Source organism: Pinirhizobacter soli (assembly GCF_015905305.1).
GTDB lineage: Bacteria > Pseudomonadota > Gammaproteobacteria > Xanthomonadales > Rhodanobacteraceae > Pinirhizobacter > Pinirhizobacter soli.
The window spans coordinates 2,128,091-2,146,406 of the sequence record NZ_JADZLQ010000001.1; the positions used below are offsets into that span (position 1 = coordinate 2,128,091).

An 18,316-nucleotide genomic window follows, 5' to 3' on the forward strand; every position below is an offset into this window, starting at 1 on the left:
CGGCCATCTCAGGCCGCCTCATGGGTGGGGGTGTCGCCAAGCAGGCCACGCAACGTGCGGTAGCCCTTGTCGGCGAAGTCGTAACTCGGCGCCACGGCCGGGTCCTGTTCGGCCTCGACGATGAGCCAGCCGCGGTAGCCGTGGCGGCGCAGCCGGCCGATGATCGAGGCGAAGTCGATCGCACCGTCGCCCGGTACCGTGAATACGCCATTCAACACCGACTGCAGGAAGCTCCATTGGCGGTTGCGCGACATCGCCACCATCGACGGACGCACGTCCTTGCAGTGCACGTGGCAGACGCGGTCGATGTGGCGTTCGAGCAGATCCAGTGGATCGGCGCCGCCGAAGAAGGCGTGGCCGGTATCGAACAACAGGCCGACATCGGCACCGGTGTTGGCCATCAGGCGATCGACATCGCCCGGCGATTCGACGTAGGCGCCCATATGATGGTGGTAGGCCAGCCGCACGCCACGCGAAAGCGTGTAGCGCGCGAAAGTGTCGAGCTTCTCTCCATAGCGCTTCCAGGCGTCGGGGCCGCGGAATTGAGGCCGGCGGTACAGCGCCACGGGCTCGCCCTGGATGGCGTGTGCCACTTCCCCGTACACCATCACCTTGCAGCCATTGGCCGCCAGGAGCTCCAGGTGGCTTTCGACGCTTGCGATTTCTTCCTCTGCCGAGCGCTCGGCCAGCCGCCCGGAATACCAACCGGACACCACAGCCAGGCCGTAGCCGGCCATGAGCGACTTCAGTGCCTGCGGCTCGCGGGGAAACTTGTTGCCCAGTTCGAAGCCTTCGTAGCCGATCCGGCGGCCTTCCTCCAGTGCGGTGGCCAGGGGGATTTCCCCGCCAAGGGAGGGCAGGTCGTCGTTGCTCCAGGAGATCGGGTTGATGCCGATGCGGATGTCGTTCATGGGCGCGTTCCTTCGCGGCGCTGAGTCAATGCCTGTTCGTAGGCGGCGCGGGCATCGCGCACTTCGCCGCGGGTGGAGACTTCCGGTACCGCTACTTCCCACCATGCGCCGCCCTGGTCGGTGGTGCGGTCCGGATCGGTGTCGACGCTGACGAGATAGGTGCGGTCGGCGGCGCGTGCACGGGCGAGCGCATCGCGCAGGCCGTCAAGGTTGTCCACGTGCTCGGCCAGTGCGCCCAGTGAGCGGGCATGCGCGGCGAAGTCGATGCGCGGCGCACCCTGCGGACCCTGCACGCAATCATCGAAGAGGTTATTGAACGCAGCGCCGCCGCAAGCGCGCTGCAGGCGGTTGATGCAACCGTAGCCACGGTTGTCCAGCAGCACGATGACGAGCTTCGCGCCGAGCATCACGGAGGTGGCGATTTCCGAATTCATCATCAGGTAGCTGCCGTCGCCGACCATCACGACCACCTCGCGGTCGGGATGGGCCATCTTCACCCCAAGGCCGCCAGCGATCTCATAGCCCATGCACGAATAGCCATATTCCATGTGGTAGCCACCGGGCACGCTGGTACGCCAGAGCTTTTCCAACTCCGCCGGAAGGGTGCCGGCAGCGCAGACCACGATGTCCTGCGCAGGCGAATCCTTCGCTGAGGATTGCACGGCGCCGATGATTTCCCCGTCATAGGGAAGCCGGCCTTCCGGCGGCACGCGGCGACCGGTAACGTCCTGCACGATGCCGCGCCATTCGTCGGCAGCGCGCAGCGCCTGGCTTGTCCATGCCTCGTCGGCGCTCCAGGCGTCCAGGGCATCGCCGAGGGCTTCCAGGCCCAGCCGGGCATCGGCCACGAGGCGAGCCCCGTTAGCCTTGATCGCATCGATCATATTGACGTTGATGCCCAGCACCGGCGTATCGCCGATCAGTGCCTGCGAACCGGTGGTGAAATCCTGCAGACGCGTGCCCAGCGCGATGACGAGGTCGGCCTGAGAAATCATCGCGTTCGCCGCCGTGGATCCGCTTACACCGGCAGGCCCCAGTTGCAATGGCAGGTTCCAGGGCAAGGCGCCCTTCCCTGCCTGCGTTTCGCAAACCGGCACGCCATGCCGCTCGATGAATTGCTGCAAGGCGTGGCTGGCGCGGGCATAGAGCACGCCACCGCCGGCCACCACCACCGGACGCCTGGCCCGGCGCAGCATCGCCACCGCGGCATCGAGTTCGTCAACCGCAGGCGGTACGGCGCGGAAGGCGACCTCGCGTGGCTCGAAGAAATCCGCCGGGTAATCGTAGGCCTCGGTCTGCACGTCCTGCGGCAAGGCCAGGGTTACCGGTCCGCACAGCGCGGCATCGGTGAGCACGGCGATGGCTCGTGGCAGGGCCACCAGCAGCTGTTCCGGCCGCACAATGCGGTCGAAGTAGCGCGACACGGGCCGGAAGCAATCGTTCACCGAAACGGTGCCGTCCTGGAAGTCTTCCAACTGCTGCAGTACGGGATCGGGCGCGCGGGAAACGAAAACATCGCCCGGCAGCAACAACACCGGGAGCCGATTGACATGAGCCAGGGCCGCAGCGGTGACGAGGTTGGTCGCCCCGGGGCCGATGGAACTGGTGACGGCCATCATGCGCCGGCGCATGTGCGCCTTGGCGTAGGCGATCGCGGTATGCGCCATCGCCTGTTCGTTGTGCGCGCGGTAAGTGGGAAGCGTATCGCGCACGCCATGCAGCGCCTCGCCCAGCCCGGCCACATTGCCGTGGCCGAAGATGGCGAACACCCCGCCGAACAGCGGTACCAGTTCGCCGTCGTCGTCGCGTGTGCGCAGCGCCGCGAGGTAGCGCACCAGCGCCTGCGCGCAGGTCAGTCGCACGGTGCCCTTCATGCGCTCACCCTGGCCGGCTCGCGGGCCTCGCGCCAGATGCCAATCATGCGTTCGAAGGCCAGCGCCGCGCCTTCGATCAAGGCGGCGTCGCCGATCTCGCCAGCCAGCCATGCCCGCGCCGGCTCCATGAACAGGGTGCGGCCCACGGCGAAGCCGCGGCAACTGTCGGCGGTGGCCGCTTCGCGGAAGCTTTCACGCAATTGGTCGAAGGAGGCGTTGAGTCCCAGCAAAAGCACACCACGGCAGTACGGGTCGCGTTCGGCGATCAGTGCGTCGATGTGCTTCCACGGCATCGGCTGCGCCGAACACAGTTTCCACCATTCCGGACGGATGCCCAGGTTATAGATGCGCTTCATCGAACGCAGCACGCGGTCGACGCCGCCCGCAGGCGGAATGACTTCAAGCAGCAGTTCGTGACCGCTGGCGCTGGCGGCACGCCACAGCGAAAGCAGTTGTGTCTCCTGTTCGACGCGTTCTTCGGCAGGAGCATCGGGGTTGAACTGCACCAAGCACTTGATCACCTGCTCGCGGGGCCACGACACCAGGTCCGTGCCCACCGAACGGCCATGTTCAAATTCCAGCGGCATGGAGCCGGGCAGTTCCACCGGCCGTCCGACCCACCAGCCGCGGCCCGTGGCGTCATTGAGGGCGTCCTGGCCATACCGGTCGTCGATCAGTACGCCGATGCGACCTTCCAGGCCCTGCCGGCGTTCAACGGTGGCCACGGCCTGTACCAGCAGCTGCTTCAACCGCGGCACACGGGAATCGTCGACGCCGACCTCACGGGCAAGCTCGAAGAACTGCGTGCGGTGGTCGAAGGCGAACACATGCAGATCCGGCCATGGCTTGCGCGACACGCTCACGCGATGCAGGTGTTGCAGCACGTCGTCACGATCCGGGCGCTCCGGCCGCGTGGCCGCATCCAGGAAGTGCGCCAGTTCCGCGCGCGTGGGCATGGCCGGGGCGCAGCCGTGGCGGGACACCACCAGCGCACCGCAGGCATTGGCAAGCGTGCATGCGCGGTCGAGGTTGCCATCGCCCAGCCATCCAGCCAGGAAGCCGGACAGGAAGGCATCGCCCGCACCGAGCACATTGAGTACTTCCACGCGTTCGCCGCGCCAGGTGGGTGCATCGTCGATATCGCCAGGAACATTGCCCTCCACCAGGCTGCAGCCCATCGGGCCGCGCTTGACCACCAACAAGGCGGGCGTCACCGCGCGTACGGCACGCAGGGCCTGGATAAGGTCCGTGCTGCCGCCGGCGATATGGAACTCTTCCTCGGTGCCCACGAGCACGTCGAAACCCGGAAGAATCGATTGCAGATGCTCGGTGACGTGCGCGGCGGCGATGAACCGCTGCTGGCCGTTGCCGCGGCCGGTGAGGCCCCACAGCACCGGTCGGTAGTCGATGTCGAGCACCGTGCGGACGTCGTTCCGTCGCGCCGCGGCGATGGCACGCGTACTGGCCGCATGCACGCGCGGCGTGGAGAAATGCGTACCGGTAATCACCAACGCGCGGCAGCGGGCGATGAAGGCCTCGTCGATGTCCTGCTCGTCCAGCGCCATGTCGGCGCAGTTCTCGCGATAAAACAGCAGCGGAAAGGTTTCGCGGTCTTCGATGCCGAGCATGGCAAGCGCGGTAAGGCGCTCCGGGTCACGCGACACCTGGCTGGTGTCGCAGCCCTCCGCCTGCAGGGCCCGGGTAAGGAAGCGGCCCATGTGATCGTCGCCGACACGGGAAATCATCGCCGAACGCAAGCCCAGTCGCGCGCTGCCAAAGGCGATATTGGCCGAGGACCCGCCCAGGTACCGGGCAAAGCTGGTGGCATCTTCCAGCGGCGCACCGATCTGCTGGGCGTAGAGGTCTACAGCCAGGCGGCCGAGGCAGGCTACGTCGAAGTCGCGGGGGGCAGCCGTAGGGGTTTGCAGCATGAAGGTTTCTTCCATCATTGGGCGCGTGGCATCAGGCCGCACGGCCTTCCAGTTCGTCGAACAGGCCCTGGATCTCCGATCCGCCAGCCATCATTTCAAGTACCGCTTCCTTGCTGATGTCCGCCTTGGCGAAGGTCCCCAGCGACTGCCCGCGGTTGAGCACGGTGAAGCTGTCGGCGATCGGATAAGCGTGGTGCACGTTGTGCGTGATGAAGATCACCGAGATGCCACGGGCGCGGGCGGTGTGGATCAGCTTCAGCACGTTGCAACTCTGCTTCACGCCCAACGCGGCGGTGGGTTCGTCAAGGATCAGTACACGCGCACCGAAATGAATGGCGCGCGCGATCGCCAGGCACTGTCGTTCGCCACCGGACATCGATCCCACCAGCTGGCTGGCATCGCGTACGGCAATACCCATGTCGGCGAGCTTCTGGACTGCCGTGGCGTTGGCGTGGGCCATGTCCATCACCGGTAGCAGGCCGAACAGCTTCTTCACCGGCTCCCGCCCGGCGAAGAAATTCCTCGCCACGCTCATCAAGGGCACCAGGGCCAGGTCCTGGTAGACGGTGGCGATGCCCATGTCCAGCGCTTCGCGCGGCGAACGGAAGGCCAAGGCCTTGCCGTCCACCCGGTACTGGCCCGTGCTCGGCGGGTGTACGCCGGCAAGGGTCTTGATCAGCGTGGACTTGCCCGCGCCGTTGTCGCCGAGGAGGCAGTGCACCTCTCCGCGGCGCAAACGCAGGGTGACATCCTTCAGCGCGATCACCGTGCCGAAGTATTTGCTGACGTTATCCAGCTCGAGGATGAAGTCGTCGGCCATGGCGCGCCCCTATTTGCCAGCCGCGGCGCGGCCGCGGATGTAATGGTTGAACAGCACCGCCAGCAGCAGCATCGCGCCGAGGAACACGCGGTACCAATCGGAATTGATGTTGGTGAACGAGATGCCGATCTGCACCACGCCGAAGATCAGCGCGCCGAAGCAGGCGCCGACCACCGAACCGAAGCCGCCGGTAAGCAGGGTGCCGCCGATCACCACGGCGATGATCGCTTCGAATTCCTTCTGCAGGCCGCGGTCGGCCGCGGCCGAACCCACGTCCGCCACCTGCAGCACGCCGAACAGGCAGGCGCAGAAGGCGGTGAACACGAACAGGGAAATCTTCACCCGCTTTACTGGTACGCCCACGTTCTTCGCGGCATTGGCATCACCGCCCACGGTGCGGATCCAGTTGCCCGCGCGGGTGCGGGCCAGCACGAAAGCCGCGACGGCGCCCAGCACCACCCACCACAGGATCACCTTGGGAATGCCATTCACCACCGGCTCGCCGCCTGCCAGTACCTCGATCCACCCCAGCGACGCCAGGCCGTGGAAGATCCACGCGCCGGTACTGCCGACGAACAGGGTACGCACGATCGGATCGTCGGCCAGGCGGTCGCCCACGCCTGAGATGATGGTGCCATTGGCGAAATACGTGGACAGCACCAGGGTGAGCCCGCGCAGGATGAACATGAAGGCCAGGGTGACGATGAACGAAGGCAACTTCGTGCGTACCACCAGATAGCCATTGAGCAAACCCAGCGCCATGGCACCGGCGAAAGCGAAGATCACCGCCACCCAGGCGGGCCAACCCAGGTACATCACCGGTGCAGCCACCATGACGCCGGCAAAGCCGATCATCGAGCCCATCGACAAATCGAATTCCCCGCCCACCATCAACAGGCAAGCACCCACGGCCAGGATGCCCAGGTAGGCGGCCACCTGCGCCCAGTTCATCACGCCGTCGATGGCGAACATGCCCGAGTCGCCGGCGAATACGCCGAACAGGCCGAATACCAGGATGGCGCCAGCGATGGCGCCAAGCTCCGGCCGGCCCATCAGCAGATGCCATGCGGTGAGGCGCCGAACACGTTCGTCGGGACTGGCGTCTCCTGCTTTGCTCATGCCCAGGGTCTCTTCGATGACAGTCATGGTGATGTCCCTATCGATACTGACCGGCGTACTTTTCGACGAGGGAGACGTTTTCCTTCGTTACGAATGCCGGGCCGGAGGCGATATCACGCTCGCCGTAGATGGGCTTCAAGCCGTACGCGGCCAGGCGCGCCTGGAATTTCGGGTCGGCTTTCAAGGTGGCGATGATGCGAACCGGATCGGTGGTGTGGTCGCGGTGGGCGATCACCAGCGCCGCGATGCTGATGTAGCCCTGCAGGTAGGGCTGCTGGTCGATCGCGAAGTTGATGCTGCCCTTCTTGATCGCATCGGTAATGCCCGGCGAAAGGTCAAAGGTGGCGAAGAAGATCTTGCCCGACAGCCCCATGCGTTGGACCACCTGCGCGCTCGGCTCGGCCGAATCTGGCCCCAGGGCCAGGATGGCCTGGGTCTTGGGGTTGTTGCGCAGGTACGCGCCGACCTTGGCGGCCACCACGGTCGGATCAACGCCGGTATCCAGGATCGAAGAACGGATGTCCTTCAACCCCAGGGCATCGCCGAAGCCTTTGCAGCGCTGGTACTGCGCCTGGTTGGTGGCGTTGTGGTTGACACAAAGAAAGCTTGAAACGCCGGCCGCCTTCGCCTTCAGGCCCGCCGCCTTGCCTGCTTCATAATCGGGCTGGCCCACATGCATGATGGCGCCAAGTCCGCGGCTTTGCTCCAGCGTGCCGGAATTCATGGTGACGGTATTAATGCCCTTGGCACGGATACGCGCCACGGGCTTGGTGAGCACGTCGATATCGGCCACGTCGTAGGCGACGCCCGAGTAATTGCGCGCCGCGGCCTGCTCGAGCAACCGTGCCATGTCGGAAAGGTCGCCATTGGGCGGGTTGCGGTAGTCCACGTCCACGCCGTAGTCCTGGCCGGCCTGGCGAATGGCGTTCTTGACGGTGTTCCACCAGGAATCGGAATCCGCCGCGTGGCTTACCAGCACATAGCGTTCGCCCGGATCGGCGCGTACCGGGGAAATCATCGCGAGGCTGAGCATCCATGCCGCCGCGATGGTGGAAAGTTTCGTGACGCGCATGCTTGTCTCCGCTTGCGGTTGCCGGGACGACTAGCCTTCTTGCCGGCCATCTCCGGGGTCCGCCGAGCATAGGCTCGCTCCAACCGCAATTGCAACTTGCATTGCAACATGGAAATAAATGGAATTTTCATTCCATTCCGTGCTTTCATCTTGCCGGTCAGTACGGAGGGCCCCGTGGCCAAACGCAATGAAGTAGACCAGCTCATGCAGCGCATCAAGGAGGACTTCGAATCCTTGCCGCGCCAGTTGCAGGGCGTGGCCCGGTATCTTGAGCAACACCGCGGCAGCATCATGGTCCGCCGTGTGAACGAGATCGCCGGGGGCTGCGGCGTGCATCCGTCGGCCGTGGTCCGCTTCGCCCAGCGCTTTGGCTACTCCGGCTTCACCCAGATGCAGGCGGTGTTCCGCGCCGCTTACACCGAGCGCACCGCGCCCTCGCGCAGCTACGAGGAACGTATCCGTAGCGTGATCGCCAAAAGCCAGCCGATGCCCGCGGCGTCCATTGCCGCGCGTTTCATCGAAGCCAGCCGCGCGGGCCTGGATGAGCTTTCCCACGGCCTGGACGAAAAGCGCTTCGACAAAGCCGTGGACCTGCTTGCGGAGGCTGAGAATATCTACGTGGTGGGCGTGCGGCGTTCGTTCGCCATCGCCAGCTACATCGCCTATGCGCTGCAGCACACGCCCAAGCGCGTGCACCTGATCAGCGGCCTGGGCGGCATGGAGCAACAGCAGATCCGCAGCATCGGCAAGGGCGATGCGTTGATCGCGATCAGTTTTCCTCCCTATGGGAAGGAAACACTCACCTGCGTGCGGATGGCCGTGGAGCGGCAGGCAAAGGTGCTGGCGATCACCGAGAGCGACTTGGGCCCCCTGGCACAGCGCGCCTCGGTGCTGTTGAAGGTGGCCGAGGGCAGCGCCTTTGCCTTTCGCGGCCTCACCAGCACCATGTGCCTTTGCCAGGCATTGTTCGTGGCCCTGGCCTACCGGCTGCAATTGAACGTGGAAGAAACCAGTGAACCAGGAGAGTTCGATGATTGAGGTAGCGGTATTCGGTGCAGGTCGCATCGGCAAGATCCATGCGGCCAATGTCGCCTCGCACCCAGGCGCGACGCTGCGCCATGTGGTTGATGTGCACGCCCCCTCGGCCCAGGCATTGGCCGATGCGCACGGCGCCCGTGTGGCAAGTGTCGAAGAGGCGCTGGCGGACCCTGCGATCGGCGCGGTGGTGATTGGCTCGTCCACGGACACCCATGCCGACCTCCTGATGCGATCGGCGGCCGCAGGCAAGGCGATCTTCTGCGAAAAACCTGTGGACCTGGACATCGCGCGTGCTCGCGAATGCGCAGCGGCCGTGGAAGCGGCCGGCGTGACCTGCATGATCGGTTTCCAGCGCCGCTTCGATCCTACGTTCTCGGCGCTGAAGCGCCGGCTGGACGACGGGGAGATCGGCACGCCGGAAGTACTGGTGGTGACCAGCCGCGACCCCGGCGCCCCGCCGGTGGCGTACCTGAAGGGTTCCGGTGGCATCTTCAAGGACATGCTGATCCACGACTTCGACATCTTCCGCTGGATCCTGGGCGATGAAGCGGTGTCGATCCATGCCACCGGCAGCTGCCTGTCCGATCCCGCCATTGCCGCGGCCGGCGACATCGACACCACGGCGGTGACCATCCGTACCCGCAAGGGGCGGATTTGCCAGATCAACACCTCGCGGCGCGCGGCCTACGGTTACGACCAGCGCTTCGAGGTACTTGGCGACAAGGGCATGCTGCAGGCCGGCAACGTGCGACCCACGCAGGTGGTGTCGTGGGGCGGCAAGCACATCTCCAGCGACCTGCCCGAGCACTTCTTCCTCGAACGCTACCGGGATGCCTACGCCGCGGAAATCGCCCACTTCTTCGACGCCCTGACGGCCGGCACGCCGGTGCGCACCACGGTGGCCGATGGCCTGAAGGCGCTGGAACTGGCCGAACTTGCCACGCAGTCGTGGCGCGAAGGACGCGCACTGGACTGCAGCGTTTGACCCCAGCCTTACCTCGAACGGCCTAGTCGCCGGGCCTTGACACAGGCCCGCCTCGGCACCTAACGTCGAGCCATGTCGAACATTTCCGCCATCGCAAGCATTCGCCGCCCGGAGCCCACCGGTTCCGCGGCGCGCGTGTTGCGCGCGATGACCGGCTCGGGTACGACCACTACCGTCACCGGACGGCAGCCCGCGCGCGACTAGCAACCTCATCGCCAACGGCCCGTCCCTCGACAAGGGAACGGCCGCAAGCGCGATCGCTCCCCCCTTCGAAGAACACGGGCCTTTCATTCAAAGGAAGGGTATTCCCGTGTACAGCCAGGCCATCCACCTCCAAAGCCACGCCCCGTCACTGGCACCTGTCAGACGCCTGGATATCGGCCTGATCGGCCCGGGGAAGGTCGGCACCGCTCTGGTCGCCCAACTGCATGCCGCGCGCTCGCGCCTGCTGCCGATGCGCCTGGACCTGCGCCTGCGCGCGGTGGCCGCCAGCCGCCGCATGTGGCTGGATGTCGACGACGAGGCCATGCACGAGCGCCACGACGGCGCGCAGACCTGGCGCCCGACGGACCTTGAAGCTTTCGCCGGCTACGTGGGCACCGAGGGCTTCCCGACGCTCATCATCGACTGCAGCGCCAGCGACGAGGTGGCCTCGCACTACGCCGGCTGGCTTCGCCAGGGCATCCACGTGGTCACCCCCAACAAGCATGCCGGCAGCGGCGACCTGGCCCGTTATGGCGCCATCCGCGAGGCCGCGCACGATGGCCATGCCCGCTTCCGCTTCGAAGCCACGGTATGCGCGGGCCTGCCGGTGATGCAGACCCTGCGCGACCTGCTGGACACCGGCGATGAGCTGGTGGCCGTGGACGGCATGCTTTCGGGCACGCTGGCGTGGCTATGCAACCGCTTCGACGGCAGCGCGCCGTTTTCCGCCTGCGTCCGCGAAGCGCATGCCCTGGGCTACACCGAGCCCGACCCGCGCGATGATCTTTCCGGCCGGGACGTGGCCCGGAAGCTGGTGATCATGGCGCGTGAGTCAGGAGTGCCCCTGGCCCTTGACGACGTGGAGGTGGAAAGCCTGGTCCCGGCCAGCCTGCAGTCGGTGGCGCCGGGCGAATTCATGGCGCGCATGGATGAACTGGACGCACCGCTCGAAGCGCGGCTGGCCGAAGCCCGCGCGGTCGATGGCGTGCTGCGGCACGTGGCCCACCTGGACCGCGCAGGCGGTGCCAGCGTCCGGCTGGTCGTGCTGCCTCGCGATCATCCCTTTGCCCACACCCGGCTCACCGACAACATCGTGCAGTTCTGCACGCGCCGCTACCGCGACAACCCGTTGATCGTGCAGGGTCCCGGGGCCGGTCCGGAAGTGACGGCGGCCGGCGTCTTCACCGACATCCTGCGCATCGCAGGCTCGCTGGGCGCTAACGTATGCGCATGAACCATGAATCGCTGCCCTCCTCCCTGCTCCAGGCCGAAGCCGTCGCGCCTGCCAGCGTCGGCAATGTCGGCGTGGGTTTCGACATCCTCGGCCATACCCTGGCCGGCGCCGGCGATCGCGCCCGCGTGCGCCGCATCGACGAGCCGGTGGTGCGCATCAAGCTGATCGACGGCGTGTTCCGCGACCTGCCCCTCGACGCACCACTGAACACCGCCGGCGCTGCACTGATCGCGCTGCGCGACAAGCTGCAACTCACCTTCGGCTTCGAGCTGGAGCTCTACAAGGGCATCGCCCTGGGCTCGGGCATGGGCGGCTCCGCTTCCAGCTGCGTGGCGGCACTGGTGGCTGGCAATGCGCTGCTGGACGAACCGTTGGACATCCATGCTCTGTATCCGCTGGCCATGCACGGCGAAGCGGTGGCCAGCGGCGGCCTGCACGGGGACAACGTCGGCCCGATGCTGATGGGCGGCCTGGTGCTGGCCACAGCCGAGCGTCTAGTGCCGATCCCGGTTCCTGCGCACTGGCATTGCGCGCTGGTGCATCCGCACTTCGTGCTGGAGACCCGCGTCGCGCGAGCCGCGCTGAGCGGCGACTACCGCCTGGGGGAGTTCATCGCGCAAAGCGCGAACCTGGCCCAGGTGCTGGCCGGCTGCTATCGCGGCGATGCCGCCCTGGTGCGCGCCGGCTTGTCCGATGTGCTGGTGGAGCCGCGGCGCGCGCGGTTGATCCCGGGCTTCGCGCGGGTCAAGGCCGCCGCGCTCGACCACGACGCACTCGGCGCCAGCATCTCCGGCGCCGGCCCAAGCGTCTTCGGGTGGTTTGAATCGGCGGCGCTCGCCCATGCAGCCGCGGCGGAAATGGTGGCCGCCTTCGCCGCCGAGGGCCTGGACAGCGACCGCTTCGTGGCACCGATCGCTGGACCGGCCGCGCACGTGGTGCACGCGTGAGCCGGATGCTGTTCGAGAGCACGCGCCAAACCTCGCCCGCGGCCACCGTCGAGGAAGCCATCGCCGCAGGGCTGGCACCCGATGGCGGCCTGTATGTGCCGCAGGAGCTTCCTGTCCTGGACATCGTCCGCTTCGATGGCGTGCAGACACTCCCGGACGTCGCCACGCGCCTGCTGGCGCCGTTCTTCGATGGCAGCACGCTGGCACCTGCACTGGGAGCGATCTGCAGCGAAGCCTTCGACTTCCCGGTGCCGGTGGTCCCGTTCGACGACAGCACCGACGTGCTGGAGCTGTTCCACGGCCCCACGGCCGCCTTCAAGGACGTCGGCGCACGGTTCCTGGCTGCATGCATGTCGCGTCTGCCGCGCGCGGATGGACGGGAACTTACCGTGCTGGTGGCCACCTCCGGCGATACCGGGGCGGCAGTGGCGGCGGCGTTCCACGGCCGCCCGGGCCTGCGCGTGGTGATCCTTTATCCCGACGGGCGCGTCTCGGCACGGCAGGCACACCAGCTCGGCTGCTTCGGCGGCAACGTGCATGCACTGCGCGTGGCCGGACGATTCGACGACTGCCAGCGGATGGCCAAGGCGGCGCTCGGCGACGCCTGGCTCAACAGCCAGGTGCCGCTCACCTCCGCCAACAGCATCAGCCTGGGGCGGCTGCTGCCGCAGATGACGTACTACGCCCAGGCTTCCCTGACGCACTGGCGAGCCACTGGCATGCGCATCAACCTGGTGATCCCCACCGGCAACCTCGGCAACGCCCTGGCCGCGCTATGGGCGCGGGCCATGGGCTTGCCGATCGGCGATGTGCGCCTGGCCTGCAACGCCAATCGCACGTTGCCGGACTTCTTCGCAGGCGGTGCTTATCGCCCGCGTGAAGCGGTCGCCACGCTCGCCAATGCGATGGATGTGGGGGCGCCCAGCAACTTCGAGCGATTGATGTCTCTCTCTCACGGCCGCGTGGAAGAAGCCCGGTTGGCCGGATTCGCCGAGGCCGTGGATGACACCGAGATCGCCGATGTCATCGGCCGCCATGCAGCGCGTTACCTTTTCTGCCCGCACACCGCCACCGCCATGAAGATCCGTGAACGCATGGCCCAAGCGGGCGACCGGCGCCGCTGGACGATCGTTGCCACGGCGCATCCGGCCAAGTTCGACACTGTCGTGGAACCACTGGCAGCGCGCGTCGTGCCGGTGCCCCACGCGCTGGCGGCGATGCTTGAACGGCCCAGCCATGCTGAGCCCATGGCCGCGGAAGACGCCGCCCTGCGCGAGTGGTTGCTTCAACCAAGCATGGCCAGCACCGCCTCGGTGCTGCGGACGCGGCCGATCCTTGGGAAGATGGATTCCACTGCAAACTGATGATGAGTGGCCTCGTGCGAACTCATCGCGTCTTCCACCAGTACCAGGCCATAACCGTGCTCGAAGGCCGAGCGTGCCGTGGATTCCACGCCGATATTGGTGGAGATGCCGCCAAGGATGATGTCCTTGATACCGCGGCGGCGCAGTTGCAAATCCAGCTCCGTTCCGTAGAACGCACCCCATTGCCGCTTGGTGATACGGATGTCGTTCGCCGCGGTTGGCAGCCCCTCAGGATCCGCCCACCAGTTCTCCGGCAGTGCACGCGCGGGGTTGGGCTGATCCACCGGTTGCTTGAGGGCATCGGCGAAGTCCGGTGCGAAACCCACGCTCACGCGCACCACAAGGATACCGATGTCCCGGCAACGCGATACAAGACGAGCGGCACGGGTCAGCACTTCTTCGCCGGTGTAAGGTCCCTTTGCAAAAGGGACGATGCCCGCCTGCAGGTCGATCAGGACCAGCGCTGTCGTGCCCGGGTCGAGCTTGTCGTCGGCCATGTCGTTACCTCGATAGATTTATGAGGATAGTCTCACATGGGAGTTTATGAGGATGGCCTCGAGTAATTCAAGCCCGGCGATCCGCAAACCGCAGCGCCAGCGTGGCGTGGCGCGCGTGGAATCGTTGCTGGAGGCGGCTGGCGAGGTTTTCGCCGAGAGGGGCTACGATGCCGCCACGATGACCGAAATCGCCGCACGGGCGGGTGCATCGATCGGCTCGCTGTACCAGTTTTTCCCCACCAAGGAGCTAGTGGCCGAAGCGCTGGTCGCGCGCTATGTCTCGGCGCTGCACGCGGATCTCCGGCGCATGGCGGGCCTGGCCCGTTCGATGGACGACCGCACCCTGGGCGCCAAACTGCTGCGAACCGTCTACGAATTCCGCCGCAAGAATCCCGGTTTCGTCACCCTGGGCGAGGCCACCAATCTTCCCGATTCCATCGTGCTTGGCCTGCGCAATACCCTGCGTGAACTCATCACCGATATCCTGGTGGCCTTCGCACCGGACATCGCGCGCGAGAAACTGCGGCCGCAGTCGTTCGTGCTGCTGCAGTTGATGAAATCGTTCGCCGCCTTGAGTGCCGAGCCTGGCATCAAGGGCCGCAAGGATGTGCTTGCGGCGCTGGAGGACACCTTCGTGCTGGCGCTTGGGCATCTGGACGCTTGACGCTACCGGCGACGTGAATGACCGTGCGGCGGTCGCAGGCCGCATGCCATGGGGGCGATGCAGCCGTCAACGCTTGCGTGAAGTTTTCTTCGCCGCCTTCTTTGTGGCCGCCGGGGCACGGGCCTTCGGCTCGTTGCGCCACAGCGCCGCTCCGCCGACGATGCCGGCCTTGTTGTCACCGATGCTGACGTTCTCCGGCAGCCCGTCGGGATCGACATAGTCGGCATTGCCGCCGCCCAGGTAGATGTGGTCGGGGCTAAGCAGCACGTTTATCGTACGCAGCGCCAGGTGCAGGCGTTTGTTCCATTTCTTCTTGCCCGCATCCTGGTAGGCAACGTTGCCGAGAAGTTGCTCGTATGTCTTGCCTTTTTTAAGCGGATGGTGGGCCAGTTCCATGTGCGGCATCAGTTCGCCATCGAGGAAGAGGCCGGTGCCCATGCCGGTGCCCAGGGTGACCACGAACTCCAGGCCTTTGCCCTTGATCAGGCCGAAACCCTGCATGTCGGCATCGTTGATGAGCTTCGCCGGATGGCCGCCCAGCGCCTGGCTTAAGGCGCGCTCGAGCGGATACCCCACCCAGACTTCGTTGCCCAAGTTTGCCGCCGTCATCACCTTGCCGCGGCAGATCACGCCCGGGAAGCCGATGGATATCCGGTCGAAGGGCGGAAGGCCGCTCACCATCTCGGTGACCAGTTTCACCAGCACATCCGGTGGACATGGCTTGGGGGTGGGCACGCGGACGCGCTCGGCCGCGCTCTTGCCCTTTTCATCCAGTACGTCGGCTTTCAGATGGCTGCCACCGACATCGATGGAGAGGATCCCCGCCTGCTGCTTTTTCATGCCTTGGTCCTTGCGTGCTTGCCGTTGTCGCCGAAGGTGAGGGAAAAGTCGCGCCCTTCCCAGCGTGCCGCTCCGGGCCACCAGAACGTAAAGCGTAGTGTCGCCGATGTCGACGACTTGGCAACGGGCAGGTCGGTGACGTGGGTGCCGAAGCCACTGTGCCGGGAGTCGGTGTCATGGACGGTGGCCCAATCGTCGTCCGACCAACGCACGCGCGCAGCCTCGAGCGTCTCGATGCGCAAGTCGCGTCCATGCGCCAGCGGCGCCCTGGGAAGGTCGAAGCGCCACAGGGTGAAGCGCGAGGTGACGCCTTGCTCCAGATACCGCTTGGCGGTGAGGGGCGGCATGTCGAACACCACGCCATCGGCAAGGGATCGAAGCAGCTTCAGATGCTCAGAGTGCGCCCACACCAGCGGCATGGCAGAACCTGAAGGGCGGCCGCGCTTGAGCAACAGGGCGGGAATATCCTCGGCATCCCATACCTGCTCGGGCAACAGGCCGCCGCGGTTGGCCGACAGTTCCATGGACTTGAGCAGCCGGCGCGCCTCGTCCATCCGGCCCGCGGCCAGTTCGAAGTGCGCGCGTTCGCCCGTGAGCAGCGGCCATGGCCGGCCGATACCGACGCCGTCGAAACCCGATCCGTCGGCGTGCTCGCCGTAGCCATCCTCGTTGTAGCGATACCACGCCGGGCCCTGCGGCAACTCCACCTTGAGCTTGTGGTCGATCACTTTCACCGTATCGACGATGCGCGGATCGTTCGCGCTGCGCAGGCCGAACCGTACCAGGGCCAGCGCATCGGGGCTGACGATCTCGGCGGTGGCATGGAAGGTATGCGCACCATCGCGGTTCTTCACCACGATCTGGCTCGATGCCAGGTCGCCTGCGCTACCCACCGAGCCCATGCGCACGTAGTAGCCGGCAGCGCCGGCTTCCCGCGCCAAGGGTGTATCGAGCACGAAGCACCAGTCCTCGATGCCATCGTTCCAGGCGTCGGCGGTCTCGCGCAGGTAGCGCGCGCACGGTGCATCGCCATGGTGCTCGATCAGTTCCGCGGCGGCCAGCAGTCCGGCGATGGTCACGGCCAGGGTGAAGGGCGAGAAACCGGCATCTTCCTCCCAGCGATCCTGGGCGGTCAGCGGCCCGTTGCGCACGATGAACGACGCCGCCCGCCGGATCATCGGGATGTAACGCGCGGTGCCCGGCCCGGCGGTGATGTTGGCCCGCTGCAGCGCCTCGACCAGCAGGATCGGGAAGGCGCATTCGTCCAGCTGCACCCCACCCCAGTAGGGTTTGCCGTCCAGCCACATGTTCTGCGGCCAGCGGCCATCGACCTCTTGGGTGGCCTGGAGGAAATTGAGCACGTCCAGGGCGGCATCGCCCAGGCCCGCGGCCAACAGGCCACCGGCGCTCTCCACCAGGTCACGCGGCCAGACCAGGTGGTAGCCACCCATGTCGTCGTCGCCCTTGGACTGGCCCCAGGGAATGGAGAGGCTCGCAATCATCGCGCCGCGATAGCCCACCGGCGCATGGGTAAGCAGGACGCCCACGTCGATCCGATACAGATCGTCGCCGCTGGGACGCTTGCCACCTTTCAGGTCGAAGATGGCCTTCGTCTTCTCGCGCCAGGACGCCACGTAGAGATTTCTTGCGTGCAGGAAACCATCCTGCAGGCTACCGCGCACCCGGAAGGCGGCTTCCTCAGGGGTGGTGCCGAAGCCGATCGCCACGGTGCAGCCGTCGTCGTCGCTCATGTCCAGCTCGACGATCATCGCCACGTTGCCATCGTCGGCGCGGGTGTAAAGGTTCGGCAGGTCGCCGGTTTCCTTCAGGTCCCGCCAGCCATCGGACCGGCCGACGAAACCGACGCTGCGCCGGAGCACGGGCGGCTCCGCGCCCAGGGCCAGCGAACGGCCGCCACCGCGGGCGAATACCAGGTCCTTGCCCTTGTATTGCCCGGTCCAGGCGGTGTTGTGGTCACCCCCGTTCACCAGGTGCGGGGCCAGCAGCATGTAGACGCGGTAGTCCTCGCGCTTGCCTTCGAGGGCCTCGAAGCGGATCTGCTGAAGCAGCACGTCGCGCCGGGGATCGGTGATCACCCGCTTGGTGATGCGAAATCGTCCACGGGTGCAGGTATTGACCAGCCGGTAGGCCGGGAGCCCGCTTTCGTAAGATTCCACAGCATGATGGGCGTCACGCTTTTCCTCGGCGAAAAACCCGTCGGGGCCGGTCACCAGCAGGCCCGCATCGCGCATGCAGGCCATGTCGATGCGCGGGTAGTACACCTCGTTCAGGATGCCGCGGCCCAGTGTGAACCAGACCCGGCTTTCGGCCGTCAGCGCCGTACCAACACCCGATTTGGCCGATGAAGACCACCTCGCCGCAACCCCGGGATGGCCCGGTGCCGGCCGATCTTCGTTATCAGACATGGTGCATTCCGGGCAGGCTGGAATGGCCGACTCTACGCCCGCCCGATGACCGTCGCCACCCCTCGCAGATGGCTCCCAAGCCGTTGTAAGGATCGCGTTTTTCTGCCGGGTGTCGAACGACCGTTCCATCGCTTGCGAGCATTTGGACATCCAGACGTCCGAGGCGCGGATGATCCATTCCTAGGAAATATAGTTTCATCGCCAACTGTTGACACGCGTGGCAAACCCCCCTTATGGTCGGTTCCATGTCGCAGCGCACCAACATCAGCCGCATCGCCGAATACGCCCGCCATCAGGCGGCCGGCGCCACGCTGCGACTTCGCACCACCCTTCTTCTTGCCCTTGTACTCGTACTCCTTATTACCAACGGAGGTGCGGGCTGAGGGCATG

Annotated in this window: 17 protein-coding genes; 8 read left to right on the forward strand and 9 right to left on the reverse strand. The window is 66.0% G+C overall.

Features of this window, described 5'->3' with window-relative positions; genetic code table 11:
• Positions 1–8: 8 nt before the first annotated feature.
• From iolE to NDK18_RS09500, 6 genes are read right to left on the reverse strand one after another with little or no spacing between them, the layout of a single operon-like run.
• Positions 9–911 carry a myo-inosose-2 dehydratase gene (gene iolE, locus NDK18_RS09475; protein WP_250627601.1) on the reverse strand — a complete coding sequence of 301 codons (903 nt, stop codon included), beginning with the start codon at positions 909–911 and terminating at the stop codon, positions 9–11.
• Positions 908–2,785 (reverse strand): 3D-(3,5/4)-trihydroxycyclohexane-1,2-dione acylhydrolase (decyclizing), encoded by a 1,878-nt coding sequence (gene iolD / locus NDK18_RS09480; RefSeq protein WP_250627602.1) that lies wholly within the window; start codon positions 2,783–2,785, stop codon positions 908–910. The genes iolE and iolD overlap by 4 nt, the downstream gene beginning before the upstream one ends.
• Complete coding sequence (locus tag NDK18_RS09485) at positions 2,782–4,716, reverse strand: bifunctional 5-dehydro-2-deoxygluconokinase/5-dehydro-2-deoxyphosphogluconate aldolase (protein WP_250627603.1); 1,935 nt, start codon at positions 4,714–4,716, stop codon at positions 2,782–2,784. Before NDK18_RS09485 ends, iolD begins: the two co-directional genes overlap by 4 nt.
• Positions 4,717–4,747: 31 nt before the next feature.
• On the reverse strand, positions 4,748–5,536 hold the full coding sequence (locus NDK18_RS09490) for an ATP-binding cassette domain-containing protein (protein WP_250624516.1): 789 nt from the start codon (positions 5,534–5,536) through the stop codon (positions 4,748–4,750).
• A gap of 9 nt (positions 5,537–5,545) precedes the next feature.
• Positions 5,546–6,682, reverse strand: coding sequence for an ABC transporter permease (locus NDK18_RS09495; protein ID WP_250624515.1), 1,137 nt, complete (start codon positions 6,680–6,682; stop codon positions 5,546–5,548).
• 10 nt (positions 6,683–6,692) lie between these two features.
• Positions 6,693–7,727 (reverse strand): substrate-binding domain-containing protein, encoded by a 1,035-nt coding sequence (locus tag NDK18_RS09500; protein WP_250624514.1) that lies wholly within the window; start codon positions 7,725–7,727, stop codon positions 6,693–6,695.
• Between the two features lie 174 nt (positions 7,728–7,901).
• Here NDK18_RS09500 and NDK18_RS09505 point away from each other — a divergent pair, with 174 nt between their 5' ends.
• From NDK18_RS09505 to thrC, 6 genes are all read left to right on the forward strand, one after another.
• Entirely contained in the window at positions 7,902–8,765 is an 864-nt protein-coding gene (locus NDK18_RS09505) for a MurR/RpiR family transcriptional regulator (protein WP_250624513.1), read from the forward strand.
• Positions 8,758–9,750 (forward strand): inositol 2-dehydrogenase, encoded by a 993-nt coding sequence (iolG, locus tag NDK18_RS09510; RefSeq protein WP_250627604.1) that lies wholly within the window; start codon positions 8,758–8,760, stop codon positions 9,748–9,750. Before NDK18_RS09505 ends, iolG begins: the two co-directional genes overlap by 8 nt.
• Positions 9,751–9,822: 72 nt before the next feature.
• Positions 9,823–9,954: a hypothetical protein gene (locus tag NDK18_RS19325; protein ID WP_284691483.1), complete on the forward strand. Its 132-nt coding sequence runs from the start codon at positions 9,823–9,825 to the stop codon at positions 9,952–9,954.
• A gap of 106 nt (positions 9,955–10,060) precedes the next feature.
• Positions 10,061–11,188 carry a homoserine dehydrogenase family protein gene (locus NDK18_RS09515; protein ID WP_250624511.1) on the forward strand — a complete coding sequence of 376 codons (1,128 nt, stop codon included), beginning with the start codon at positions 10,061–10,063 and terminating at the stop codon, positions 11,186–11,188.
• Positions 11,185–12,135, forward strand: a complete 951-nt coding sequence (locus NDK18_RS09520; RefSeq protein WP_250624510.1) for a homoserine kinase — start codon at positions 11,185–11,187, stop codon at positions 12,133–12,135. Before NDK18_RS09515 ends, NDK18_RS09520 begins: the two co-directional genes overlap by 4 nt.
• Positions 12,136–12,140: 5 nt before the next feature.
• Positions 12,141–13,499 carry a threonine synthase gene (thrC, locus tag NDK18_RS09525; RefSeq protein ID WP_250627671.1) on the forward strand — a complete coding sequence of 453 codons (1,359 nt, stop codon included), beginning with the start codon at positions 12,141–12,143 and terminating at the stop codon, positions 13,497–13,499.
• Here thrC and NDK18_RS09530 read toward each other — a convergent pair.
• Positions 13,421–13,996, reverse strand: a complete 576-nt coding sequence (locus tag NDK18_RS09530; protein WP_250627605.1) for a hydrolase — start codon at positions 13,994–13,996, stop codon at positions 13,421–13,423. The genes thrC and NDK18_RS09530 overlap by 79 nt on opposite strands.
• A gap of 52 nt (positions 13,997–14,048) precedes the next feature.
• Between NDK18_RS09530 and NDK18_RS09535 the strand changes: the two genes are divergently transcribed.
• Entirely contained in the window at positions 14,049–14,660 is a 612-nt protein-coding gene (locus NDK18_RS09535; RefSeq protein WP_250624508.1) for a TetR/AcrR family transcriptional regulator, read from the forward strand.
• Between the two features lie 66 nt (positions 14,661–14,726).
• On the opposite strand, the gene NDK18_RS09540 is transcribed toward NDK18_RS09535, so the two are convergent.
• Positions 14,727–15,500, reverse strand: coding sequence for an ROK family protein (locus NDK18_RS09540; RefSeq protein WP_250624507.1), 774 nt, complete (start codon positions 15,498–15,500; stop codon positions 14,727–14,729).
• On the reverse strand, positions 15,497–17,926 hold the full coding sequence (locus tag NDK18_RS09545; protein WP_250627606.1) for a glucan 1,4-alpha-glucosidase: 2,430 nt from the start codon (positions 17,924–17,926) through the stop codon (positions 15,497–15,499). The genes NDK18_RS09540 and NDK18_RS09545 overlap by 4 nt, the downstream gene beginning before the upstream one ends.
• Before the next feature lie 245 nt (positions 17,927–18,171).
• Between NDK18_RS09545 and NDK18_RS09550 the strand changes: the two genes are divergently transcribed.
• A complete protein-coding gene (locus NDK18_RS09550; protein ID WP_250624505.1) occupies positions 18,172–18,309 on the forward strand; it encodes a hypothetical protein in 138 nt (45 codons plus the stop codon).
• The last annotated feature ends 7 nt before the right edge of the window (positions 18,310–18,316 follow it).